This window comes from Burkholderia sp. BCC1208 (assembly GCF_902833095.1).
Classification (GTDB): Bacteria; Pseudomonadota; Gammaproteobacteria; order Burkholderiales; family Burkholderiaceae; genus Burkholderia.
In genome coordinates this window covers 249,428-274,286 of sequence record NZ_CADFDY010000003.1, presented here as the reverse complement: position 1 = coordinate 274,286, position 24,859 = coordinate 249,428, and the positions used below count along the sequence as shown (strand labels likewise).

The window sequence follows — 24,859 nt, the reverse complement described above, 5'->3', positions numbered from 1 at the left end:
GATACAATGGCGTCATTGCCCAGCACAATAATGCGACGATGCCCGCCGATCTGCCGGACCTGAAACTGCTTCAGCTATTCGATCTCCTGTACGACGTGCGCAGCGTCACGCGCGTCGCCGAGCAACTCGGCCAGAGCCAGCCGACCGTCAGCATCTGGCTCGGGCACTTGCGGGAGCACCTGCACGATCCGCTCTTCATCCGGACGCCCGGCGGCATGGCGCCGACACCGCAGGCCGACGCGCTGATCGGGCCATGCCGGGAAATTCTCGAATCGCTGCGACGTTTCACTGCGTGGGAGATCGCGTTCGATCCCGCGACCGCCCAGCGACGCTTTCGCATCTGCATGACCGACGCGAGCCACGTCACGCTGCTGCCGCGGCTACTGGCCCATGTCCGCGCGCAGGCGCCCGGCGTCCGGCTGGAAGCCGCACGGATCGACGGCAATACGGAGCGGGCGCTCGAATCCGGCGAAGCCGATCTCGCGATCGGCTATGTGCCATGGCTCGGTGGCGGTATTTATCAGCAGAAGCTTTATGACCAGGACTGGATTTGTCTGGTGAATCGGCATCACCCGAGGATTCGCGGCCGGCTCGGGGCCAGGCAGTATCGTTCGGAAGGGCATGTCGCCATCACGGCCGGCACCGGGGCGCAGCTCCTCGAACAGGCGCTGCGACAGGCGCGCATCGAGCGGGACGTGGTGCTGGAATTGCCGGGCTTTCTCGGTCTGGGGGCGATTGTCCAGACGACCGACCTGATCACGACGCTACCTCGTCATATCGGCGAGACGCTGGCCCAGGCCAGCGATTTGGCGGTTCATGCTTGCCCGATCCCGGTCGACGGGTTTGCGGTGCGGCAGCATTGGCATGCGCGCTATCACCACGAGGCCGGCAACCGGTGGCTGCGCGGTGTCGTGATTCGATTGTTCGGTGCTTCGCATTGACCAGTGGCGTCGGCGTTCGCGATGGAGGCCGGAGGTGTCGCGGCATTCGGGCGTTACCGATCCGGTCGCGCCCGCAAGTCGATCGGCTTTGAACAGGAACGGCAGCCGCGTTACGTCCGGTAGGCCGTTTCGGCACCGAACCGGTCGACCACGAATTCAGTAAAGCTACGAAGCTTCGGTGATTTTCGCCGCTCTTGCAGATAAAGCAGATTCATCGGTCGTTCGGGGCCGGCAAAGTCCGGCATGATCTCGATGAGGCGCGCCTCGCGAATGTCCTCGTCTATCAACATGGAAGGAAGCATCGCGATACCCAGCCCGCTCAATGCCGCTCGGCGCAACGCTTCCGCGCTGTCAATTTTCAGTCGGCCGTCCACGGCGATGCTCATCGGCCCATCCGGACCTTCCAGCATCCATTGAGGTTGCGCCGCGTGCCATTCCGAACGGGGCGGATACGCGTACGTCAGGCATTGATGCTCGCCCAGCGCGTGCGGCGTAGTCGGCGCTCCATGTTCGCGAACGTAAGCGGGCGACGCACACAGCACCAGCCGATATGGCGCCAGCGGGCGCGCCACCACATCCGGGTTGGCGAGCGCGCCGATGCGAATGGCTGCCTCGAAACCTTCGTCGAACAGATCGGCGAGCGAGTCGGTTGCGACGATATCGAGCTTGATCTCGGGGTAGCGCCGGTAATAGTCCGCGAGCGCGGGAATCAGGCACTCGTTCGTGAACACGACGGGCGCAGTCACGCGCAAACGCCCTCGTGGCTGCTTGAGGTGATCGAGCGCAAGCTGTTCCGTGTCGTCGACCAGACCGAGGACTTCGACGCATCGCTCGTAGTAAGCATGGCCGAACGCGCTGACTTTCTGCTTACGGGTCGTGCGGTGAAGGAGGACCGCGCCTAGCCGACTTTCCAACGCCTGAAGATAGTTGCCGACCATGGTCGGCGACAGATTGGACGCTTGCGCCGCCGCCGTCAGGCTGCCCGTTTCCACGATACGGACGAATACGGCCATCGCCTTGAGGAGATCCATTGCGCAATGGTACTGGATTCTGTTTCAAGGTGCGGCGCGTTTATCAGCCGCCGGTTTGGAAATAGATTGGGATATGCAAGCAAAAAAGGGAGGACAGAAATGCTGTATGAACTCGCGACGTTGTCGTGTCCGCTTCTGGACCAGGACAGGGTGTCCCGCCATGCGCATCGCTGGGTATCGGATGCCGACGCGCAAGGGCGGCTGCTGGGAGCATGGCGCACGGAAATTGGCGAGCTATCGCGGGTTGTCGTGCTGCGTGGCTTCGAGACGATGGATGAGTTGCAGCATGAACGCAATCGGGCATTGAGCGCCGAGCGACCTTTCGGGATTGAAAGCGCATCCGTTCGATTGACGATGGAAAGCCATGCGCTTTTTCCTTTTCTACCCGATGTCGAACCGGCGGCATTTGGCGACTTCTATGAGATTCGCCGCTACTGGCTGAAAGCCGGCGGTATTGCGCCGACCATTGCCGCGTGGGAACGGGCGGTGGGCCCGGCCAAAGCCTATACGTCGCATCTCGTTGGCAACCTGTACGCGCTCGATGGACCGCCGCGCATCACGCACATCTGGGGATTCTCGAGTCTGGAAGAACGTATGGCGCTGAGAAAGCGGCACTATGCGGAGGGGCTTTGGCCTCCGAAAGGCGGTCCGGAGCAGATCGAAAGGGCGACGTCGACGATCGGCTTGCCGGAGGCGTGGTCGCCGTTGCGTTGAATGCGGCGCCGCGGCTGCCGCGCAATCCGGCCCGCGGCGCCGCTCGGGTGATCGGCCACGTAACGACATTGAATCTGTTAATTGATTGACCGATTGTCGGCAGGGACGAAAGAGGGCCGCTTACCGGTACGTCCAGAGCCGGTGCAGCACGAACGTCGTCGGCGGGATAAGCAGCGCGATCGCGACGACACCCATCGCGCGCGACACATCCAGCACCTCCGCGGCGCGTGCGATGAGGATCGTTTCGACGAAACCGGCGAGCGTGACCGCGAGAAAGCGCATGGCATTGCGGGTGCGCACCGTCGACGAGAAGCTCCACAGCGTATTCGCCAGATACGAGAACGCGGTGGCGCAGCCGAATGCGACCGCATTCGCGGTCACCGGCGTCGCATCGAGCAGCGCGAACAGCGCCGCCGCGACCAGCGTGTGAATCGCGGTCGAGCAGAGTCCGGATACGCCGAAGCGCACGAGCCGCGTGCGCTCGGCCCGGAGCGGGCCGATCATGGCGCCTGCGCGTCAGCGCGCGCCGATGCGCGCCCGGACCGGCTGTGCGCGCCGGCGGGGCGGCTGGCGGCGTGCGTCGCGAGCGACCGGCAGTTCGATCACCTTGCCGTGCGCCTGGTAGCGGCGGCGGATCAGGTAGATGGGCCGTTGCTTCGATTCGTCGTAGATCCGCCCGACGTATTCGCCGACGACGCCGATCCCGATCAGCTCGATGCCGCCGATGAACAGCGTGACCGAGATCAGCGATGCGTAGCCGAGCACCGGATTGCCGAACAGCAGCGTGCGCAGGATGATGAAGGTGCCGTACAGGAACGCGAGCGCCGCGATACCGACGCCGATGTAGGTCCAGCTGCGCAGCGGCACGGTGCTGAAGCTGGTGATGCCTTCCAGCGCGAAATTCCAGAGCTTCCAGCCGGAGAATTTCGAGTGCCCGGCGCTGCGCGGATCGCGCTGGTATTCGACGATCACGGTCTTGTAGCCGACCCACGCGAACAGCCCTTTCATGAAGCGGTGCCGCTCGGGAAGGTTGCGCAGCGCGTTCACGACCTTGCGATCCATCAACCGGAAATCGCCGACGTTCTCCGGCAGCTTCACGTCCGACAGCAGGTTGTGAACGCGATAGTAGATCGCGGCGGCGGTGCGTTTCGCGAAGGAATCGCACGCGCGGTTGCTGCGCTTGGCCGCGACGACCTCCGCGCCGTCGCGCCAGTGCTCGATCAGCACCGGAATCAGGCTTGGCGGGTCCTGCAGGTCGGCGTCGAGCGGGATCACCGCGTCGCCGGCGGCTTCGTCGAGGCCGGCCGTCAGCGCGGCTTCCTTGCCGAAATTGCGGGTGAGATCGATGACGCGCACGCGCCGCTCGGCGGCGCCGATGCGGACCAGGCGTTCCAGCGTGTCGTCGCGGCTGCCGTCGTTCACGCAGACGATCTCGAAGCGGATCGCGTCGATCGCGGTCAACAACGGAATCACGACGTCGAAGAAGCGCTCGACGGCTTCGCCTTCGTTGTAGAACGGCACGACCAGCGAGACGAGCGGCGTGTAGATGGATTCCCGCATGATGATTCCCCTTGTGATGTCGCTTACCGGTGGACGCCGAACGTCAGGCGGCCGGTGCGGCGCATGTCGTGCGCCGGGCGGTGGTGCGGTCGGACCGCGTGCGCGAAGTCGGTCTCGGTCGAGGTGTCGCGCGCATCGGGCATCGACGGCACGTCGCGTCGTTCCTGGGCAATCCGGCCGACGAGCAGCGCGAGCGACGCGAGCGTCACGAGCGGCATGAACTGGAACGACAGGTGCGGTACGATCGCGAGACCCGCGAGCGGCATCGGCCACAGCAGCATCAGCCATTCGCGGTCGAAGTGGCGCCAGCCGTGCGTCCACGCATAGCGTGCATACCACGCGATCACGATGCCGTACCACGTCAGGTCGTAGTCGTACAGATAGGGGCTGACGAGCAGGCATGCACACGCAAGGGTCGCGGCGCGCAGCGCGTACGAGCAGGCGCCGCGCCACGCGTAGACGACGGCGATCGCGGCAGCCGCGGCCGACAGTAACTGAAGGCCGCGCGCGACGAGCGCGGGCCAGCCGGCCATCGTCGCGAGCGCGAACAAGGTCGGCATGCGCGCGAGCTTGGCGTGGCCGGTGCCGACGATCGTATAGACGTGGGCGATCAAGTGGACGAACGCGATCCATGGGCCCACGCCGAACGCGAGCGTCGCGAGCAAGGCGCTGCCGACGATCGTCGCGGCCCACGCAGCCAGCGCGCGCCATTGGCCGGCACACAGCAGCGCGAGCGGGAACAGCACTGCGAGCTGCGGCTTCATCGTCAGCAACCCGAAACAGATGCCGGCGAAGACGGGGCGGCGGTTCAGCGCGAGCAGACCGAGCGCGGCGAGCGTCGCGGTGAAGAGGCTCGTCTGCCCGACGATCACCGTGAGGAACGCGCCGGGGAACGCAAGTGCGCAAAACCACGCGGCGTCGCGCTGCACGGTCGCGCGGATCGCCGCCGCGAACAGCGCGATTCCGATGCCGAGCCACAGCACGATCGCCAGCGTGTACGGCAGCCAGCCGAGCGGCAGCACGAGCAGTAGCATCGTCGGCGGATAGAGCCACGGCAGCGTGCCGTCCGCGAGCGTCATCGTCGGGAGCGCGAGCTTCTGGACCGCGAACAACGTGGAGTAATGCCATGCGTCGGCGCCGTGCCCGTGCGCGGCGAGCCATGCGGCGCTCCAGACCGGCGAGAAGTCCTGCGACAGCGGCTCCAGCGCGCCGTCGTGCGACAGGTGCAGGCGGACCAGGTAAATGACGATGAACAGCACCTCCGTCAGCAGCACGGCGGCCGCATAGAGGCGCACGCGATCGCGATTGAGCCAGTGCGGATAGCGGCGCGGGCCGGCGATCGGGAGTTCCGGATGCACGTGGGCGGCCGGGTGTGCGTGGCGGGCGAACGACGGCGTTTTCATCGTGCGCTCCGGGATACGAACGCCGTGCGGCGCACGACGACGAACAGCACCGCGAGCAGCACGACCGGCCCGATTTGCGGCAGCTTCATCAGCCGGTTCAGCATTTCGAAGATCGGCAGCAGCCATGCCAGCACGACGATGCCCTGGTCGCCGGGCAGCCAACCTTCGTCGAGGCCGTGCGCGATCAGACAGAAGAGCGCGATGCCGAGCCACGTCAGTTCGTAGTTCCAAAGATACGGCGTCGTCAGCAGCGTGGCGACCGCCAGCACCGCGCCGCGCAGCCGCATGTCGCGCGTGCGGCGCCAGACGTCGACGGCCGCGGCGAGCGCGACGAGCGCGACCGCCGCCTGGGCGGCCAGCGCGGCCGCGACCGGCGCGCCTGCGAGCCGCAACGCGGCGAACGGCGTCGGCGACGCGAGCCAGTACGACGCGAGCATGAAATGCTGCGCGCGTACCGTCTCCAGTGCGTGACTCAACCCGTGCAGCGCGGCGGGGCCGGCCAGCGCGACGCCGGCCGCCGCGAACAGCGCCGCGCTGATCGCCGCCGCCGCGAAGGTGCGCCACGCACGCGTCGCGATCAGCACGAACGGGAACACGACGGCGAGTTGCGGCTTGATCGCGAGCAGCCCGATCAGCACGCCCGCCACGACCGGCCGCTTGCCGAGCAGATGCAGCGCGAGTGCGGCGAGGCCGGCGGTCAGGATGCTGTTCTGGCCGAACAGCGCGGACATGCACACCGCCGAATATGCGACGACGACGAGCGTCGCGGCGCGCGGCACGGGAAGATGCGCGCGCAGCCCCGACAACCGCGAGACGGCGAACGCATAGCATAAAAGACTGCCCGCGAAAAAGAGGAAGTAAGCGGGCAGGAAAGGCACGAGGGCAATCGGCGCGACGAACAGCAGCATCGTCGGCGGATAGAGCCAGGGAAGCGGCCGGTTTTGCAGATACGCACCGAAGTGCGCGAATTCGGCCTGCAGAAATGACGACGTGTCGTAGGCCGCCGCGGCGTGACCTTGCAACACGAGATGCGATGCGGTCCAGAAGACGGAGAAGTCGGTGCCGGGGCGGGCGGTGGCGTTCGACGTGAAGCCGTCGGTCACGACGCCCCAGACGATCAGCAGCGCAGCGAAGAGCATCAGCATGATGCAGCTGTACGGAATGATCCGGTCGGCCGTCAGCCATTGAGCACAGCGTATTGCGCGATCGCGCGTTCCACGATTGGCTGTGTACATGATGCCCCGTCTGTCGTTTGGCCGCGTGGTCTGTCGCAGCCGTTTGATGTTGTCGTGCCTGCGGATCGATCGCTCTGAGATAGCGTTGTCCGTGAATTCATTGTTGAAGAAAAAATCGCATGATGCAAACCGCGCACGGCCGGCCGGCATTGAATGTGTTCATCGGTTCGGGTGAAAACCGCCATTTCTGGTATGAGAAAACGCCGCCGCCGGCATTCGTGTATCTGGCCTGAAACATTCCGCGTTTTTTGTCGGCTGTGCAGGCCGCCGAACCGGCGACGCACGAGGCGCTCGCCATGTTCGGGAAAATCCCGAGAAAATTTTTTGGACCCTTTGTGCAGCGCGGCGACGGGGTTTCGTGCCGACCACATGCGCCCGAACCGCATATATCAAGGTTGAAACATTTCGGTGGCCGGACGTTTGGCGAGGGGGCGTGCGGATCGCCGGAACCCTTGCCGCGCCTCGATTTCGCCCGGGATGGTCCGCTCTTTGCGTAAGCGTTGGCACGGCAGTCGACGATGTGGTGACCGGGCGGTTCGGGCAACAAGCAGAGGAACCGGCTCGGCATCACTTGCGGAAAAAGATGGTCCGGAGCGCGTCGGGGAACACGCGGCTCCGCTCGATCGAGCGCGGGAACCGTCGTCGAACGACCAACGAGACCCGATCGCTTCCGGGCAATAAGAAATCGGCATGGCAGTACATGGGGAATAAAAATGAAAGACCACAGCACATCGCGGATCGCAAGCCGCGTTAAAGACACATTGCAGTTTTGCCGGGAGTTCGTCTCCCGTTCAACTGGATTCCATGCGTCGAGCGGCCGCCGTGCCGTTCCGGTCGATCGACCTGCCCGGTTCATCCGACTGGTCGAACCGTACACGCATCTCTCATGCTCCGTCTCGCCGATACCCGTTCGCACGGACCGGGGTGGTCCGCCCCGTTTCCGCGACTGATCGTCGGCTTCCGATTTCTAGCGTAGTGCCGGTGGTGCCCACCCCCCGACGTCTCGACCGACGAAGGGTATTTCATAGCAGTCCGAAAGGAGAGTGCTCATGTCAAGAATCATCGAAAAGATCGCGTGGTTCGTCCAGGATCAGGGCGGCGTGACGGCCATCGAATACGGCCTGATCGCCGCGCTGATCGCGATCGGCATCGTCGCCGCTCTGGCGACGGTCGGTACGGATCTGAAGACCGTGTTCAGCACGATCGCCGCGGATCTGGACTCGGCGGTAGCAGGCATCTGATGGACGGTACGACGAACGGTTCGCCCGAATCGTCCGAATCGTTCGTCGGCGCCACACGGCATCAACGACATTCCTCGACGTATCGATGCACGGTCGTCCGACCAGCCGGTGCGCGAGGGTTTTGAAAGTCACCACGCAAGGAGATCACCATGTCCAAGCTCATTCAACAAGCCGGCCGTTTCATTCGCGACGAAGACGGCGTGACCGCCATCGAATACGGCCTGATCGCCGCCCTCATCGCCATCGGCATCATCGCCGCGCTGTCGACCATCGGGAAGGATCTCAAGACCGTGTTCAGCACGATCGCGGCCGACCTCGATTCGGCGGTTGCAGGCATCTGATGCACCGTGCCGCGGGCGGCTCGGCTGGTGCAGCGTTCGGGCCGTCCCCGGCCATCCGTTCAACCGGAAACCGGAGACCATCATGCATGCCATCACGCGTGTCGCCCGTCGCTGGATCGCCGACGAACAGGGTGTGACGTCGATCGAATATGCATTGCTCGCGTCGATGTTCGCCATCGCGGTACTGGGCAGCGTCGTCACGCTGAAGGGCTCGCTCGTCGATACATACGAGATGATCGCCGCGGCCGTGACGGCTGCCGTGAGCACCGCCGTGACCACCGCGTTGTCCATGGTTTCCTGATCCACCGATTCGATACGCGAGGTTCGCCATGCTTCCCGTTGCGCCGCCTTATCCGGTTCCGTTGTGCGTGACGCTGCTCGCGGTCGCCGCGGCCGGCACGGACATCGCGAGCCGTCGCATTCCGAACCGTCTCGTGTTGCTCGGCCTGGCCGGCGCGCTGGTTGCGCAGTGCCTGTTGCACGGCGTACTGGCAGGCGTGCTCGGATGGCTTGCCGGCGCTGCAACCGGCTTCGGCCTGCTGCTGCCGTTCTACCTGTTGCGCGGGATGGCGGCCGGCGACGTGAAGCTGATGCTCGCGATCGGCGCATGGGTCGGCGCGGAAATGACGTTCTACATCGTGCTGGCCACGTTCCTGGCCGGCGGGATCGGCGCCGTCGTCTACGCGCTGCTGCGCGGGCGGACGCGCCGGATGTGGGCGAACGTGCGCACGCTGCTCGTGCGGCGCTCGCAAGCGGCGCGCGCCGAGGCCGACAACGGCCCCGTCGAGATCGTCTCGGTCGGCACGCTGCCGTACGGCGTGGCGATCGCGGTCGGCACGCTGGGCATGCTGTTCGCGTCGTGCGCATAGCGCGGCGGATCCGCAACGAAGACGCAACGAGGACGCAACGATCATGAACACGAACCACACCGAACCGAGACGCGACGCGCAGGTGGCACGCCTGCCCGACCCGCCGCCGTCGCGGGAGGTCCATACGAAGCTGGGCGCGCAGCTGCCGCCGGCGCCGCGCTCGCTCGCGGAAACCGGCTTGAGCATGGCGTTCGTCGGCGGCCTCGTGCTGAAGTCGACGCTGGTGCTCGGCCGTCCGTCGTACGGCGACCTGGTCGAGCGGCACTGCCTGCCGCTCGCGGTGCTCGACGACGTCTTTGCGTTCCTGGTGCGCGAGCATCTCGTCGAGCTGATCCATCGCGGCGCGACCGATCTCGACGTGACGTTCCGCCTGACCGATGCGGGCCGCGTGCTCGCGCTCGAGGAACGGGAGCGCAGCGGCTACAGCGGGCCCGCGCCGGTGACGCTCGACGCGTATCTCGCGAGCGTGGCCGCGCATTCGGTGCGCAAGCTGCACATCGGCCAGAGCGACGTATGGGCGGCGTTCGAAGGCATCGTGATCGACACGGCAGTGCTCGATGCGGCGGCCGCGGCACTGAACGCGGGCCGGCCGCTGCTGATCTACGGCCCGGCCGGCAGCGGCAAGACCTTTCTCGCCGAACGGCTCGGCGCGCTGATGCACGGCCGCGTGCCGGTCCCGCACGCGATCTGCGCGGCGGGCGAAGTGATCCAGGTCTACGACCCGCTCGTGCATGTCGACGCGCAGGCACCGAGCGTCGGCCAGTCGGTCGATCGCCGCTGGCGCCTGTGCCGGCGGCCGGTCGTGATGTCGGGCGGCGAGCTGACGCTCGACGAGCTCGACCTGCGTCGCGACGAAGCGGCCGGTTTCTACCAGGCGCCGCCGCACATGAAGGCGAACATGGGCATGTACGTCGTCGACGATCTCGGCCGCCAGCGCGTCGAGCCGCGCGACCTGCTCAATCGCTGGCTGCGTCCGCTCGATCGCGGCGACGATTTCATGACGCTCGAATCCGGCAACCGTTTCGTGCTGCCGTTCGACGTATGGCCGGTGTTCTCGAGCAACCTGGCGCCGGAGCAGTTCTGCGACGACGCGTTCATGCGCCGCCTCGGCTCGAAGCTGCACGTCGGCGCGATGTCGATCGACGACTACCGCGCGGTGTACGACGCGGCCTGCGCATCGCTCGGGCTCGTGTCGGCGAGCGACGCGTTCGACTTCCTGCTGCATCGGCTGCATCTGCCGACCGGCAAGGCGTTTCTCGCGTGCTTTCCGGCGGACCTGCTGCGCCTCGTGGCCGCCGGCGCGCGTTATCGCGGCGATCCGCCCGAGGTGACGCACGACGCGCTGTACGACGCGTGGGCGAGTTACTTCGGCGCGGCGCCTGAACGGGACGGCAGCCATCCGCCGCCGGTCGAGCGCGGAGGCCGTACGTTCGTCACCGGTTGAGCGGTTTCTTTCACGATTCGTCGAGGAGCATTGCCATGAAAAACAGTCGAGCGGTCATGATGCTGGTCGTCGCGATGATCGCGGGTCTTGCCGCGGTCGTATTCGCCTCCCACTGGCTGATGCAGACATCCACGAGCTCGGTCACGTCCGTCGCGGTGGCCAGCACCGACCTGAACCTGGGCGAGCCGCTCGGGCCGAACCAGATCCACATGGTGAGCTGGCCGTCGGGCAGCGTGCCGACCGGCGCGTTCACCGACACGAAGACGCTCGAAGGGCGTGTCGTGCGCACCAGCCTGTCGCGCGGCGAACCGGTGATCGAATCGAAGCTCGCGCCGGTCGGCACGAAGGGCGGGCTGTCCGCGGTGATCGCCGACGGCAGCCGCGCGATCACGGTGCGCGTGAACGACGTGGTCGGCGTCGCCGGCTTCGCCCTGCCGGGCAACTACGTCGACGTGATCGTCAACACGCAGGAACAGCAGGGCAAGACCGACGGGCAGAGCATCTCCAAGATCGTGCTCGAGCACATCCTCGTGCTCGCCGTCGCGCAGCAGGTCAGCCGCGACGACACGGCGCCGAAGGTGGTCAACGCGGTGACGCTGGAAGTCACGCCCGAGCAGGCCGAACGGCTCGACGTCGCACGCAGCGTCGGCACGCTGTCGCTCGTGCTGCGCAACCAGGTCGACCAGAAGACGCTGAACACGGACGGTGCGACCAAGCTGACGCTGCTCGGCAAGGAGCCCGTGCCCGAAGCGCCGCCGGCGCCCGTCCACGTGCGGCAGGTCCGCGTGCACGTCGCGTCGCACGCGGCGCCGGAAGCGCGGCGCGATTGCGTCGGCGTGCTGACCGGCGTGAAGGGCAGCGTCGAATGTTTCTGAAGCCAAACCAACCAGCCAGACCAACAGATCGGCCGCCGGCAACGCGCGGCGGCCTTGGAAGTCGATAACCGGCACGGCGCCGGTCTCTCGGGGGATCAGACGAAATGAAGATCAAACCGCAATGCACAGGTACCGGCCCGCTACGCACACGCGTCGCACGGGGCACGATGATGGCCGCGATCCTCTGTTCGGGATGGCTGACCGTGTATGGCGCACTCGCGCAGGAAGGCGTCGAATCGGCGGTGCTGACGAAGGGCGGCGCCAGCGCGCCGGCCGCGGTCGGCAAGGGGCCGATGCAGATGACGATCAGCATGGCGCCGGTGCCGGCCGCCGCGCCCGCGTCGGCGGGGCCGCTGCGCGGGCCGAACTGCGTCGGCGCCGTGCGCGAATCGAGCAGCGTCGCCGTGCCGCTCGGCAAGTCGCTGCTGGTGCCGATGCCCGAGCCGGTCCGCAACCGGACGATCGGCAATCCGGCCGTCGCACAGGCGACGATGGTGTCGCCGCAGACGCTGTACATCCTCGGGCTCTCGGTCGGCACGACCAACATGATCGTGCAGGGCAGGAGCGGCGCATGCCGCGTGATCGACGTCGCGGTCGGCGCGGACGCCGGCGGCCTGCAGGCGTCGCTGCTGCAACTGATGCCGAACGAACGCGACATCCATGTGTCGACCGCGGCCGGCACGATCGTGCTGGCCGGCACCGTGTCGAGCTCGCAGGCCGCGCAGCAGGCGGTGCAGATCGCCCATGCGTACGGCGACAGCGCGGGCGATGCCGCGGGCGGCGGCAAGCAGGGCGGCGGCGTGCTCAACATGCTGAACGTCACGTCGCCGCAGCAGGTGATGCTCGAGGTGAAGGTGGCCGAGGTGTCGAAGACGCTGATCAACCAGATGGGCAGCGCGTTCAACATCCAGGGCGGGTTCGGTTCGTGGAGCGGCGCGCTGGTCAGCAACCTGCTCGCGGGCGTCGCGAGCGGCGCGCTGTTCAACAAGGCGAACAACAAGCCGTTCAGCGTCGCGGCCGACGCGCAGAACACCGACAACCTCGTCAAGATCCTCGCGGAGCCGAACCTCGTGACGATCAGCGGCCAGGAAGCGACGTTCCTCGCGGGCGGCAAGATCTTCATCCCGATTCCGCAGAGCAGCGGCAACGGCACGTCGTCGATCACGCTGCAGGAAGAGGAATTCGGCGTCGCGCTGAAGTTCACGCCGACGGTGCTGGCCAACGGCCGGATCAGCCTGAAGGTCGCGCCGGAAGTGTCGGAGCTGTCGCAGACGGGCGTCACGCTGAGCGCGACCAACATCGGCGGCACGTCGATCCTGCCGCTGATCACGACGCGGCGCGCATCGACGACGGTGCAGATGAGCGACGGCGAATCGTTCGCGATCGGCGGGTTGATCAAGGACAACGCGACCGGCGCGCTGAAGGCGATCCCGGGCGTCGGCGAAGTGCCGGTGCTCGGCGCGCTGTTCCGCAGCACGTCGTTCCAGCAGGATCGCACCGAGCTGATCTTCCTGATCACGCCGCACCTGGTGAAGCCGCTGCAGACCGCGGACGTCGCGCTGCCGACCGACAGCTTCTCGAAGCCGAACGAAGCCGACGTGTATGCGACCGGCAACATGGAAGGCCGCGGCGGCGTCCGCAAGGCAGGCGCCCAGCCCATGCAACCCGCGAACGCCGCCGCTCCGCAGACACCGGCCCAGGCGCCGGCGCCCGCTCCGGCGCCGCGATCGGAAGCACCGGTCGCGCCGGCCGCGCTGCCGGCGCCGCGCGCGCCGCAAGACGCCGACGTGCAGCCGCCGGCGCCCGTCGGGCCGCCGAAGGCGCCGGTCGCGGCCGCCGCCCCGCAGTCCGACCCGGCCACCTCGGCGCGTGTCGCCCGCATCGAAGCCGCCGCCGCGCGCCTCGCGGCAGCCGGCCCCGATACGCCGGCCCAGCCGGCGGCGCGCTCGAAGCACCGGATCGCGGCGGCGCCCAAAGCGCAGATCGCGCGTGCGGGCGCGGAACCTCAGTCCACCGATCGTTGAAGCCATCCAAGGGGAAGCTCATGAAATCCGCCTACCTCGTATTCGTGCGCCGCGCGGCGCTCGCCGTCCCGCTCGCGTTCGCGCTTGCCGGCTGCATGTCGTCGACCCCGGTGTGGGACAGCCGCTTCGGCGACTCGGTCCGCACCGTGATGCAGGCCCAGATCATCGATCCGCACGCCGGCGAACATACGGCGTCGGCATCGGGCGTCGACGGCAGCGCCGCCGCGGCCGCGCTCGACAACTACGACAAGTCGTTCAAGCAGATCACGCCGCCCTCCAACGCGTTCGTGATCGGCATCGGCAAGGCCACCCAGTAACGACGGCATGCTCAGGGAGAACGCCATGAACAGCGCAGCCCGCTATCCGAAAGTCACGCGTCGCAGCCTGCATCGCCAGCGCGGTGCCGTCGCGATCATCGTCGGCCTCTCGCTGGCGGTGATGATCGGGTTCGTCGGGCTCGCGCTGGATCTCGGCAAGCTGTACGTCACGCGCAGCGAACTGCAGAACAGCGCCGATGCATGCGCGCTGTCGGCCGCTCGCGACCTGACTTCGGCCATCAGCCTGTCGGTGGCCGAGGCCGACGGCATCGCCGCCGGCCATCTGAATTTCGTGTTTTTCCAGAAAAAGTCGGTGCAGATGGCGACGAACGCGAACGTCACGTTCAGCGATTCGCTGACCAATCCGTTCCTGGCGAAGAACGCGGTCACGACGCCGGCGAACATCAAGTACGTGCAGTGCACCGCGACGCTGAGCAAGATCGCGCACTGGTTCATCGAAGTGCTGAACGTGCTGCCCGGCACCAAGCTCGCCAATGCGGCGGAGGTGTCGGCGAGCGCGATCGCCACGGTCGGCGGCGGGCAGACGACCTGCGCGATCCCGGTGTTCGTGTGCCGCACGGCGGGCTCGCCGTCGTACAAGGTCGGCGACTGGATCTCGTCGCCGTCCGGGTCGTCGTCGACCTACGGGCCCGGCAACTTCGGCTGGGCCGCGCTCGACGGCTCGACGAACGAAACGACGCTGGCGGGCGAGCTGTCGGGCAACACCTGCAACATCACGACCCCGCCGGACCTGAGCACCACCGGCCTGAAGTCGGCGTCGCAGCGGGCCTGGAACACGCGTTTCGGCATCTATACGAACGGCGCGAACGGCTCGAGCGGCCAGCCGGACTTCACCGGTTACGCGTATGTCGGGCCGAACTACGGGCCGCCCGGAACGGCTGGCATCAAGGGGGACGCGTACACGCAGTTCGTGACCGACCGCGCGAGCTTCAAGCCTTACCAGGGCGACGGCGCGCCGCCGTCGGGCAGCGGAATCGCCACCAACGGCACGGCGACGGCGAGCAACTACCAGACGGCCGGCGGCGATCGCCGCGTCGCGCTCGCGCCGGAAGGCGATTGCTCGACGCTGTCCGGGAACAGCGGCAAGGTGCACGTCACGCAATGGGATTGCGTGCTGATGCTCGATCCGCTCCCGTTCAGCGCCGGCAGCGGCGCCGTCGTGGCGCACCTCGAATACCTCGGCTCGTCGGTCTCCGCCAACAGCCCGTGCGCGACGCACGGCTTGCCGGGCAGCGGTAGTGCGTCGGGAACCCAGGTTCCGATGCTCGTTCAATAACGGAGAGACGATCATGAAGAAGCCGTCGTTTCGTCGTTCGCGCACCCGCGGCGCCGCCGCCGTCGAGTTCGCGCTCGTGCTGATGCCGATGATCCTGCTGGCGACCGGCGTGGCCGAATTCGGCCGGGCGATCTACCAGTACGAGACGCTGACCAAGGCGACCCGCGACGCGGCGCGCTACCTGTCGGTCTGGTTGCCGACCGACAGCGCGTATCCGGTGTCGCAGGCGCAGTGTCTCGTCGTCTACGGCAGCACGACGTGCGGCTCATCGGGCACCGAGCTGGTGCCCGGCCTCACGACGTCGATGGTCACGATCTGCGACGCACAGCACACGACCGGCTGCAGCGATGCGTCCGATCCGTCGCAGTTCGCGAACCTGCCGACCTATGACGCGGACAACAACAGTTCGTCGAGCGGCTCGGCGGCGGGCGCGATCAACGTCGTCGAAGTGAAGATCAGCGGCTACAAGTACCAGCCGATTCCCGCGTACCCGGCGCTGCCGTCGATCACCTTCGGCAACATCGTCACCGTGATGAGGCAAGTGTCATGAACGCGCGCCATGTTCCGCCGTCACGCCGGCGCGCCCAACGCGGCGCGGCGATCGTCGAATTCGCCCTCATCGCGTCGGTGCTGATCATGCTGCTGATCGGCATCTTCGAATTCGGCCGCGTGCTGTTCTACTGGAATACCGCGAGCGAGGCCGTGCGCCTCGGCGCACGCACGGCGGTGGTCTGCGACGTGAACGCCGCGGGCGTCGTGAAGCGCGTGAAATCGATGCTGCCGCTGCTGTCGGACAGCAACGTGTCGGTCAGCTATACGCCGACGAGTTGCGACGTCAACACATGCTCGTTCGTGACGGTGAGCGTCACGAACGTCACCGTCAAGACCATGATCCCGTTCGTGAACGTCACGGTCAGGATGCCGCCGTTCACGACGACGCTGCCGCGCGAAAGCCTGAGCTCCGCGACGGGCGGCTCCGCCTGCAACTGATCGAACACACGAGGCACACGACATGATCAATATCCTCGTAGCTTCCGACGATACCGCGCGGCTTTCGCAGATCGCGCGTCTCGTGGCCGACTGCGGACGCTATCGCACGACGCGCGCCAACGGCCGTCCGTCGCAGATCGAACATCGCACCGACGGGCTCGACGCGTTCGACGTCCTGCTGGTCGACGGCACGTCGCTCGAGCCGTCCGAGCTGTCGGCGATCGAGCGCATCTGCCGCGCGCACGCGAGCCTGACCTGCATCCTCGTGACGGCCGATGCATCGCCGCACGTGCTGCTCGACGCGATGCGCGCGGGCGCGCGCGACGTGCTGCAGTGGCCGCTCGATCTGCAGGCGCTCGGCAAAGCGCTCGAACGGGCGGCCGGGCAAAGCACGCGGCGCGATACCGACGACACGCGGATCGTGTCGTTCATGTCGTGCAAGGGCGGGGCCGGCACGAGCTTCGCGGCCAGCAACATCGCGTTCGAGATCGCCGAGGGCTTCAAGCGCCGCGTGCTGCTGATCGACGTGAACCAGCAGTTCGCCGACGCGGCGTTTCTCGTCAGCGACGAAACCCCGCCGTCGACGCTGCCGCAGCTGTGCGCGCAGATCGAGCGGCTCGACGGCGCGTTTCTCGACGCGAGCGTCGCGCACGTCACGGAAAATTTCCACGTGCTGGCGGGCGCCGGCGACCCGGTCAAGGCCGCCGAGATTCGCGAGGACGCGCTCGAATGGATTCTCGGCGTCGCCGCGCCGCGCTACGACTTCGTGATCTTCGACGTCGGCGTCGGCATCAACCCGCTGTCGATGGTCGCGCTCGATCGGAGCGACCAGATCCAGCTCGTGCTGCAGCCCGCGATGCCGCACGTGCGCGCCGGCCGCCGGCTGCTCGAGATCCTCGTGTCGCTTGGCTATTCGACGGACCAGTTGCGGCTGATCGTGAACCGCGCGACCCGCGCGAGCGAGCGGACCCGCACCGCGCTCGAGGAAGTGCTCGGCCTGCAGGCGGCCTGCACGATTCCCGACGACGCCGACACCGTGCTCGAAGCGATCAACCAGGGCCATCCGGTGTCGCGGCTCGCGCGCGGCTCGGCGGTCGTACGGGCGTTGCAGGGCTGCGCGAAGCAACTCGTCGACGGCGAGGTGCGCGCGGGACGCAGCGCGACGCACACCGAACCGTTGATGTCCCGGCTGTTCGGCCGCAAGGCCACGCCTAAGCTCAAGTCGATGTAATTCTTTCGGGGAATCATCATGTCATTGCGCGAACAGATGTCCTTGCAACGGGCCCAGCCGACGGCGGCTAGCGAACCGGCCGGCCCGGCGCATTCGTCGGTGCGCGACGCATACCAGAAGCTGCGCCGCGAAATCCACCTGGCCGTGCTCGAGCGCGTGGAGCTCGAGCGCCTGTCGCGGCTGCATCAGGACCAGGTCCGCATGGAAATCGGCGCGCTGATCGCGCGCATCCTCGACGAGGAGCGGATGCCCGCGAACGACATCGAGCGGAGACAGCTCGCGATCGACGTGTACGACGAGATGTTCGGCTTCGGCCCGCTCGAGGCGCTGCTGCGCGACCCCGGCATTTCCGACATCCTCGTGAACACCTACCGGCAGGTCTACGTCGAGCGCCGCGGGCAGCTCGAACTGACCGACGTGACGTTCTACGACGACGCGCACCTGATGAAGGTGATCGAGAAGATCGTGTCGCGCGTCGGGCGCCGTATCGACGAATCGAGCCCGATGGTCGACGCGCGGTTGCCGGACGGCTCGCGCGTGAACGCGATCGTCCCGCCGTCCGCGATCGACGGGCCGCTGATGTCGATCCGGCGCTTCGCGGTCAACCCGCTGAAGATGGACGACCTGGTGCGCTTTCACAGCCTGACGCCGCCGATGGCCGAGCTGCTCGACGCGCTGTCTCGCGCGAAGGTGAACGTGCTGGTGTCGGGCGGCACCGGCAGCGGCAAGACGACGCTGCTCAACATCCTGTCCGGCTTCATTCCGCGCAACGAGCGGATCGTGACGATCGAGGACGCCGCCGAGCTGCAACTGCAGCAGCCGCACGTGCTGCGGCTCGAAACACGGCCGCCCAACATTGAAGGCAAGGGCGAGATCACGCAGCGCACGCTGGTGCGCAACGCGCTGCGGATGCGCCCGGACCGGATCATTCTCGGCGAAGTGCGCGGCGCCGAAGCGCTCGACATGCTCAACGCGATGAACACGGGCCACGAGGGCTCGCTCGCGACGATCCACGCGAACACGCCGCGCGATGCGCTGACGCGGCTCGAGAACATGGTCAGCGTGTCCGGACTGACGCTGCCGCCAAAGACGATGCGCCAGCAGATCGCGTCGGCGATCTCGGTGGTCGTGCAGGCGGCGCGGCTCACGGACGGCAAGCGCAAGATCGTCAGCATCCAGGAACTGACCGGGATGGAAGGCGACATCATCAACATGCAGGAGATCTTCACGTTCAAGCGCACGGGCGTGGACCGCGACGGTGCGGTGCGCGGCCACTTCTGCGCGACCGGCGTGCGGCCGAAGTTCGTCGAGCGGCTGCAGGCGTTCGGCATCAACCTGCCGGATTCGCTGTACGACCCGTCCGTGCGTTACGAGACGGACTGACGCCAGGGCGCCGTGTGCTGCCGGGGAGGCATTCATGAATGCGATCTTTTACGGTTTTGTGATTCTCACCTTCGTCGCGGTCGTGCTGTCGATCGAAGGTGTCTATCAATGGTGGAACGCGCGACACGGCGCCGCCGCGCGCCGGATCGAATCGCGCATTCGCGCGATGTCGGCGGGCGGCAACGTCCAGCAGGAGCGGCTGTCGATCCTGAAGAAGCGCATGCTCGACCAGTCGAAGCCGTTCGACCGGCTGCTGCTGCGCCTGCCGCGCGTGCATGCGCTCGACCTCGTGATTCAGCAGTCGGGCCTCGACTGGACGCTGCCGAAGCTGATCACGCTCAGCGCGACGTTCGCGGCGCTCACGTGGTTCGCGGTGAGCTTCGCGCGGTTGCCGCAACTCGCCGCGGTGCCGATCGCGCTGTTCGCCGGGTGGGGGCCGATGATGTACGTGTTGCGCCGCCGCGCCCGGCGGATGCGCAAGCTCGAGCGGCAGTTGCCGGAGATCTGCGACATGATCGCGCGCGCGCTGCGTTCCGGTCATTCGTTCACGAGCACGCTCGGAATGGTCGGCGACGAGTTTTCCGAGCCGATGGGCGGCGAATTCCGCGTCACGTTCGACGAGGTCAACTACGGCGTGTCGCTGCACGATGCGCTGATGAACCTCGCGACGCGCGTGCCGGTGCAGGACCTGCGTTACTTCGTGATCGCGGTGCTGATCCAGCGCGAGACGGGCGGCAACCTGGCCGAGCTGCTCGACAGCATCGCGGGGCTGATCCGCGAGCGCTTCAAGCTGTTCGACAAGGTGCGCGTGCTGTCGGCGGAAGGGCGGCTGTCGGCGTGGATTCTCGGGCTCCTGCCGTTCGGCACCGCGGCGGTGATGGCGCTGCTGAACCGCGAATTCCTGTCGGTGCTCTGGGAGGATCCGGCCGGGATCCGGATGGTCGGCACGATGCTGGTATCGATGCTGTTCGGCCTGTTCTGGATCCGCCGAATCGTCCGCATTCGCGTCTGACGCGCGAGCCGAATAACGAACCGTTGCGAGGTTGTCATGCAAAACCTGAGCGTGGTCCAGGCCGTGATGCTGGGCGGCTTGTTCATCTTCGTGGCCGGCGGCGTGCTCGTCGCGATGCTGCTGTTCGCGCCGCGCGGCATCCAGCGCCGGCTCCAGCAGGCCGGCGGGGCCGCGGCGGGCGCCGTCGCCGGCCCGGGCGACGGCGACGACATGGCGTCGCGCTGGGTCGCGAAGCTGGTCGAGCTGTCCACCCCGATCTCGAAGCTGTCGGTACCGAAGGAGGGCTGGGAGAATTCGCCGCTGCGCATCCGGCTGATGAATGCCGGCTGGCGCAACCAGAGCGCGGCCGCGCTGTATTTCACCGCGAAGACGATGCTCGCGCTCGGCCTGCCGTGCGCGGCGCTGGCGATACTGATCACGACGCCGCTCGGCGACGAGCGTGCGCTGCTGTCGGTGATCCTCGTGGCGCTCGCCGGCATCGGCTACTACATCCCGAACGTCGTGCTGTCGCAGCGGGTCAAGGTGCGCCAGCAGAAGATCTTCGAGGATTTCCCGGACGCGCTCGACCTGCTGACGGTGTGCGTCGAAGCGGGGCTGGGGCTCGACGCGGCACTGATGAAGGTGAGCGAGGAGCTGCGGTTTCGCAGCGAGGTGGTCGCGACCGAACTCGACCTGCTGCTGCTCGAGATGCGCTCCGGCTTCACGAAGGAGACGGCGCTGCGCAATCTCGCGCTGCGCACCGGCGTGGAAGACATCGAATCGTTCTGCGCGATGCTGATCCAGGCCGACCGGTTCGGTACGAGCATCAGCGAATCGTTGCGCGTGCTGTCGGACATGCTGCGCACGCGGCGCCGGATGCGCGCGGAGGAGCGCGCGGCGAAGATCGCGCTGAAGCTGCTGTTTCCGCTGATCTTCTGCATCTTTCCCGCGCTGATGATGGTGCTGCTCGGCCCGGCGATGATTCACGTCTATCGCGTGCTGCTGCCGACGTTCGTCGGCGTCGCACAGTGAGCGGCGGGGCGACACGGCTTTACCTGCATCGATCACGATCTTGCGTGCCGGCCCCGGGCGATCCGGCGGCCGGCACGGCAACAGGCTTCATGGAGGCTTCCTCCCCAGGCGGCGCCGCGAGACAGGCCGACCATAGCGGCGTCAATGCATCCTGGACCCATGGTCGACCATGGAACAAGCCGTAGTCCACCGCCTTCACGGCTGCCCCCTACTGCTAACCGCTCGAAGCGGCGGCGTCCCGTATCGGGACGGCCGGCGCGCGGCGCATCACTAAAAACGACTGCCGGTATCGATCGCGCGCCGGATCGTCTACGTCACACCGTGCCTTTCTTCAGATCCTCGATGCACGGAATCCCGGCGCGCCGTTTCGGCCGCAGGAATTTCGGCACCGCCGGCGACTGGCCGACGCCGGCGTGGCTTTGGTCGACCTTGGGCTTCGACGCGATCGACTTGGCCTTGCGCGGCAGCCGGCAGCCGCCGGCCGGCAGGTCGCCGTACGGGTCCTCGTCGACGGCCGCAGTGGGGGCCGCCGACATCGCGGGGGCGGCCGAGGCGACCAGCATCGGGCCGAACGGCAGCGCATGCAGCCGTTCGCCGGTCAGGACGAACGCACCGTTGGCCACCGCCGGCGCGATCGGCGGCACGCCGGCGTCGCTCAACCCGGTCGGCTGAGCGTCCGACGGAACGAAGAAGACATCCACCGGCGGCGCCTCCTGCATGCGCACGGGCGAATAGTCGGCGAAACCGGCGTTGCGCACCGCGCCATGGTCGACGTCGATCGCGAAGCCCGGCTTGGTCGTCGAGAGGCCGAACAGCGCGCCGCCCTGGATCTGGGCTTCCGCACCCGTCGGGTTGACGATGCGGCCCGCATACACGCCTGCCGTCACGCGATGCACGCGCGGCTGCTGCGCTTCGATCGAGACTTCCGTCACGTACGCGACGACCGAGCCGGCCGTTTCGTGCATCGCGACGCCCCACGCGTGCCCGGCCGGCAGCGTGCGCGTGCCGTAGCCGGACTTGTCGACGGCCAGTGCGAGCGCCTGGCGATGCGGTGCGTGTTCGGGGCCGGCCAGCCGCGCCATCCGGTAGGCGACCGGGTCCTGCCGCGCCGAGTGCGCGAGTTCGTCGACCAGCGTTTCCATCACGAACGCCGTGTGCGTATGGCCGCCCGAACGCCACGACTGGACCGGCACGTCGGCGTCGGTCTGATGGACCGATACCTGCATCGGGAAGCCGTACGGGCTGTTCGCCACGCCTTCGGTCAGGCTGGGATCGGTGCCGCGCTTGAGCATCGTCGTGCGCTCGAGCGGCGAGCCCTTCAGCACCGACTGGCCGACGACGACGTGCTGCCAGTCGCGTACGGCGCCGCTGCCGTCGACGCCGATGTCGACGCGATGCAGCACCATCGGGCGGTAATAGCCGCCGCGCAGATCGTCCTCGCGCGTCCAGATCGTCTTGACCGGGCCGAGATGGCCGGCCGCGAGGTACGCGGAGGACACGTGGGCGGCTTCGACCACGTAGTCCGACGTGGGCGTCGAGCGCCGGCCATAGTCGCCGCCCGTCATCATCGTGAAGATCTGAACTTTCTCCGGGGCGACGCCGAGCGCCTTCGCGACCGCCGCGCGGTCGGTCGTCTGCAGCGACGAGCCGCCCCAGATCTTGATCCCGCACGCGCAGCTCGGTGGCCCGACGTCGACCGTGCAACTGAGCGGCTCCATCGCCGCATGCGCGAGATACGGAAATTCGTAGTCCTTCTGGATCCGCGTTGCCGCGGGCGGCGCGCTGCCCGCGTCGCCCGTGCGAACCACGGTCCCGGGCGTGCCGGCGAGCTGCTTGTACGCCTGCATCTGTTCGGCGGACGTGACGGTCGAGCCGGCATCCTTCCACGTGATCTTCAGCGCATCGCGGCCGAGCTTGGCCGGCCAGTAGCCGTTCGCGATCACGGCCACGCCGGTGCCGCCGCGATCGGTCGGGATCTCGACGACCTCGACCACGCCCTTGACGGCCCGGGCCGCCGCCGCGTCGTAGCTCGCGACCTTGCCGCCGAAGCGCGGGGGGCGCGCGACCACGGCCACCATCGTGTCCGGCAGGCGCCAGTCCATCCCGTACTTGAGCGTGCCGTCGAGCATCGCGCGCGCGTCGACGCGCGGGGTCGGCTTGCCGATGAGGCGGAACTGGTCCGGCGACTTCAACGGCACCCGCTGCGGTACCGGCATCGCCATCGCGTCCGGTGCGAGCTCGCCGTAGGTCGCGCGGTAGCTGCCGGACGTCACGACGCCATTCGCGGTCCGGCACGTGGCGGGATCGACGTTCCAGCGCCGTGCGGCCGCGGCGACGAGCATCGCGCGGGCGGACGCGCCGAGCTCGCGGTATTGCGCGAACGAGTGATTGACCGACGTCGAGCCGGCCGTCATCTGGATGCCCGTCACCGGATCCTTGTACGGCTCGCCGGCCGGCGCGAGCACGGTGCGCACGTTGCGCCAGTCGGCGTCGAGCTCGTCGGCCAGCGCTATCGGCAGCGCGGTGCTGACGCCCTGGCCGGATTCCGTCCGGTTGACGGCAACGGTCACGGTGTTGTCCGGCGCGATGATCAGGAATGCTTGTGGTGGTGAAGCCTGCACGGTTTTGCCCGCTTGCGCCGCGGCGCGCGTCGGCGCGATGCCGAGCGCGAGGCAGCCGCTCGCCGCCATCGTCAGCTTCAGGAAGCCGCGCCGGCCGAGCTTCGGAGAACGTGTTCCGGCGACCGGCGAAGCGTCGCGGTGGGGGGCGTCGGCGCTTGCCGGGCGCCCGAAAGTGCGGATACGCATGGTCACAGTCTCCCGGCAGGCTCAAGCGCGTGAGCCGCATCGTGAATCGCGGCGCGAATGCGCTGGTAGGTCGCGCAACGGCACAGGTTGCCGGCCATCGCGCGATCGATGTCGGCATCGGTCGGCGCCTTGTTGCCGCGCAGCAGGCCGGCCGCACTCATCATCTGGCCGCTCTGGCAGTAGCCGCATTGCGCGACGTCGTGCCGGATCCATGCGTCGAGGACGGCCTTGCCGACCGCATCGTCGGCGAGATGTTCGGATGTCGTGACGTGCGCGCTTCCGACCGCCGACAACGCAAGCGTGCAGCTTCGGGCCGGCCGGCCGTCGACATGAACGGTGCAGGCGCCGCAGTCGCCGGTGCCGCATCCGAACTTGGTGCCGGTCAGCCCGAGGTTGTCGCGCAGCACCCAGAGCACCGGTGTCGACGGATCGGCGTCGATCTCGGCCGGCCGGTTGTTGATGTTCAACGTCACCATCGTGAAGTTCTCCCTTGGACACCTCGTTATCGCCCGAGAAACAGGAAAGGCAATGCGGCGAATCTGAACCAATTAAAGCAGATTCGCTAAAAAGTCTGCACCGGGGAATTCGAGTTTTTTGCCTTTCTTAATGATTTTCCCGGTTTATTTAAAGAGAATCATTTTCATCTCGCGCGACCAATGGATTAATGTGAATGAAAGAATATTGAGTTTTGCCAAAAAAATACCCGTTCGATGGAAAACGTTTGCGACTCGGGCCTATATTTGACTCGCGATCGCGCCGGGAGACAGGCGGATCGGGCGGCAGGCACTAACGAATCGGTATGCGGGGCAACAGGAGCGCGGTTGTCCGACGGGATCGGGCGGCGTTTGATTGTGGGGCGGGAAGTCCCGTACGGGCAGGGTTTCGGCATGGATGCGTTGTTGGCCTGTATGGATGGATGTGCGATGAGCTGTGCTCGTCGAGGCAACGTTTACGGTGTCGTGAAAACAACTATTATTGATTAGTGGAAAATTTACCGGGTAATGAAGGGGGTTAAAAGTAAAATATGCCGATTCAATAATTCTCGTCGATTCGTTCTTGTTTGTTTTTAATCCAGCCAGCCGCTTCGGATTGGTGACGGGACGGTGTTTTTCCGGAAAACATCGAATAACGCA

The 24,859-nt window shown here is 66.9% G+C and carries 24 protein-coding genes; 17 read left to right on the top strand and 7 right to left on the bottom strand.

Going from position 1 to position 24,859, the window contains the following annotated elements; all coding sequences use genetic code 11:
- Window positions 1-38: 38 nt before the first annotated feature.
- Window positions 39-941, top strand: a complete 903-nt coding sequence (locus HWX09_RS08790; protein ID WP_027786523.1) for a LysR family transcriptional regulator — start codon at window positions 39-41, stop codon at window positions 939-941.
- Window positions 942-1,051: 110 nt separating this feature from the next.
- Here HWX09_RS08790 and HWX09_RS08785 read toward each other — a convergent pair whose 3' ends face one another.
- The gene (locus HWX09_RS08785; RefSeq protein ID WP_027786524.1) at window positions 1,052-1,972 is read right to left on the bottom strand and encodes a LysR family transcriptional regulator; all 921 of its coding nucleotides are present in this window, start codon (window positions 1,970-1,972) and stop codon (window positions 1,052-1,054) included.
- A 99-nt stretch (window positions 1,973-2,071) separates the two neighbouring features.
- Between HWX09_RS08785 and HWX09_RS08780 the strand changes: the two genes are divergently transcribed.
- The gene (locus HWX09_RS08780) at window positions 2,072-2,686 is read left to right on the top strand and encodes an NIPSNAP family protein (RefSeq protein WP_027786525.1); all 615 of its coding nucleotides are present in this window, start codon (window positions 2,072-2,074) and stop codon (window positions 2,684-2,686) included.
- A gap of 120 nt (window positions 2,687-2,806) precedes the next feature.
- Here HWX09_RS08780 and HWX09_RS08775 read toward each other — a convergent pair whose 3' ends face one another.
- From HWX09_RS08775 to HWX09_RS08760, 4 genes are read right to left on the bottom strand one after another with little or no spacing between them, the layout of a single operon-like run.
- Window positions 2,807-3,190, bottom strand: coding sequence for a GtrA family protein (locus HWX09_RS08775; protein ID WP_027786526.1), 384 nt, complete (start codon window positions 3,188-3,190; stop codon window positions 2,807-2,809).
- 12 nt (window positions 3,191-3,202) lie between these two features.
- The gene (locus HWX09_RS08770; RefSeq protein WP_027786527.1) at window positions 3,203-4,246 is read right to left on the bottom strand and encodes a glycosyltransferase family 2 protein; all 1,044 of its coding nucleotides are present in this window, start codon (window positions 4,244-4,246) and stop codon (window positions 3,203-3,205) included.
- A 23-nt stretch (window positions 4,247-4,269) separates the two neighbouring features.
- Window positions 4,270-5,649, bottom strand: coding sequence for a glycosyltransferase family 87 protein (locus HWX09_RS08765; protein ID WP_027786528.1), 1,380 nt, complete (start codon window positions 5,647-5,649; stop codon window positions 4,270-4,272).
- Window positions 5,646-6,884, bottom strand: a complete 1,239-nt coding sequence (locus HWX09_RS08760) for a glycosyltransferase family 87 protein (RefSeq protein WP_027786529.1) — start codon at window positions 6,882-6,884, stop codon at window positions 5,646-5,648. Before HWX09_RS08760 ends, HWX09_RS08765 begins: the two co-directional genes overlap by 4 nt.
- A 1,049-nt stretch (window positions 6,885-7,933) precedes the next feature.
- Between HWX09_RS08760 and HWX09_RS08755 the strand changes: the two genes are divergently transcribed.
- The 15 genes from HWX09_RS08755 to HWX09_RS08685 all read left to right on the top strand — a co-directional run bounded on the left by HWX09_RS08755 (window position 7,934) and on the right by HWX09_RS08685 (window position 20,919).
- A complete protein-coding gene (locus HWX09_RS08755; RefSeq protein WP_027786530.1) occupies window positions 7,934-8,125 on the top strand; it encodes a Flp family type IVb pilin in 192 nt (63 codons plus the stop codon).
- 149 nt (window positions 8,126-8,274) lie between these two features.
- The gene (locus tag HWX09_RS08750; RefSeq protein ID WP_027786531.1) at window positions 8,275-8,466 is read left to right on the top strand and encodes a Flp family type IVb pilin; all 192 of its coding nucleotides are present in this window, start codon (window positions 8,275-8,277) and stop codon (window positions 8,464-8,466) included.
- Window positions 8,467-8,548: 82 nt separating this feature from the next.
- Window positions 8,549-8,767, top strand: a complete 219-nt coding sequence (locus HWX09_RS08745) for a Flp family type IVb pilin (RefSeq protein WP_027786532.1) — start codon at window positions 8,549-8,551, stop codon at window positions 8,765-8,767.
- A gap of 28 nt (window positions 8,768-8,795) precedes the next feature.
- Complete coding sequence (locus HWX09_RS08740; RefSeq protein WP_027786533.1) at window positions 8,796-9,335, top strand: prepilin peptidase; 540 nt, start codon at window positions 8,796-8,798, stop codon at window positions 9,333-9,335.
- A gap of 43 nt (window positions 9,336-9,378) precedes the next feature.
- The gene (locus HWX09_RS08735) at window positions 9,379-10,779 is read left to right on the top strand and encodes an ATPase (RefSeq protein ID WP_027786534.1); all 1,401 of its coding nucleotides are present in this window, start codon (window positions 9,379-9,381) and stop codon (window positions 10,777-10,779) included.
- 35 nt (window positions 10,780-10,814) lie between these two features.
- A complete protein-coding gene (cpaB, locus tag HWX09_RS08730) occupies window positions 10,815-11,654 on the top strand; it encodes a Flp pilus assembly protein CpaB (protein ID WP_027786535.1) in 840 nt (279 codons plus the stop codon).
- A 104-nt stretch (window positions 11,655-11,758) separates the two neighbouring features.
- Window positions 11,759-13,678, top strand: a complete 1,920-nt coding sequence (locus tag HWX09_RS08725) for a type II and III secretion system protein family protein (protein WP_027786536.1) — start codon at window positions 11,759-11,761, stop codon at window positions 13,676-13,678.
- A 20-nt stretch (window positions 13,679-13,698) separates the two neighbouring features.
- A complete protein-coding gene (locus tag HWX09_RS08720; protein ID WP_027786537.1) occupies window positions 13,699-13,995 on the top strand; it encodes a hypothetical protein in 297 nt (98 codons plus the stop codon).
- Window positions 13,996-14,020: 25 nt separating this feature from the next.
- Window positions 14,021-15,292: a TadE/TadG family type IV pilus assembly protein gene (locus HWX09_RS08715; RefSeq protein WP_027786538.1), complete on the top strand. Its 1,272-nt coding sequence runs from the start codon at window positions 14,021-14,023 to the stop codon at window positions 15,290-15,292.
- A gap of 13 nt (window positions 15,293-15,305) precedes the next feature.
- Entirely contained in the window at window positions 15,306-15,842 is a 537-nt protein-coding gene (locus tag HWX09_RS08710; protein ID WP_027786539.1) for a TadE family protein, read from the top strand.
- Complete coding sequence (locus tag HWX09_RS08705; RefSeq protein WP_027786540.1) at window positions 15,839-16,282, top strand: TadE family protein; 444 nt, start codon at window positions 15,839-15,841, stop codon at window positions 16,280-16,282. Before HWX09_RS08710 ends, HWX09_RS08705 begins: the two co-directional genes overlap by 4 nt.
- 22 nt (window positions 16,283-16,304) lie before the next feature.
- A complete protein-coding gene (locus tag HWX09_RS08700; protein WP_027786541.1) occupies window positions 16,305-17,513 on the top strand; it encodes an AAA family ATPase in 1,209 nt (402 codons plus the stop codon).
- 18 nt (window positions 17,514-17,531) lie between these two features.
- The gene (locus HWX09_RS08695; RefSeq protein ID WP_027786542.1) at window positions 17,532-18,896 is read left to right on the top strand and encodes a CpaF family protein; all 1,365 of its coding nucleotides are present in this window, start codon (window positions 17,532-17,534) and stop codon (window positions 18,894-18,896) included.
- A 34-nt stretch (window positions 18,897-18,930) separates the two neighbouring features.
- On the top strand, window positions 18,931-19,908 hold the full coding sequence (locus HWX09_RS08690) for a type II secretion system F family protein (protein WP_027786543.1): 978 nt from the start codon (window positions 18,931-18,933) through the stop codon (window positions 19,906-19,908).
- A 36-nt stretch (window positions 19,909-19,944) separates the two neighbouring features.
- Complete coding sequence (locus HWX09_RS08685) at window positions 19,945-20,919, top strand: type II secretion system F family protein (RefSeq protein WP_027786544.1); 975 nt, start codon at window positions 19,945-19,947, stop codon at window positions 20,917-20,919.
- Between the two features lie 314 nt (window positions 20,920-21,233).
- Here the strand turns inward: HWX09_RS08685 and HWX09_RS08680 are convergent, their stop codons facing one another.
- Both HWX09_RS08680 and HWX09_RS08675 read right to left on the bottom strand, forming a co-directional pair.
- The gene (locus HWX09_RS08680) at window positions 21,234-23,726 is read right to left on the bottom strand and encodes a xanthine dehydrogenase family protein molybdopterin-binding subunit (RefSeq protein ID WP_027786545.1); all 2,493 of its coding nucleotides are present in this window, start codon (window positions 23,724-23,726) and stop codon (window positions 21,234-21,236) included.
- 2 nt (window positions 23,727-23,728) lie between these two features.
- A complete protein-coding gene (locus HWX09_RS08675) occupies window positions 23,729-24,202 on the bottom strand; it encodes a (2Fe-2S)-binding protein (RefSeq protein WP_027786546.1) in 474 nt (157 codons plus the stop codon).
- Between the last annotated feature and the right edge of the window lie 657 nt (window positions 24,203-24,859).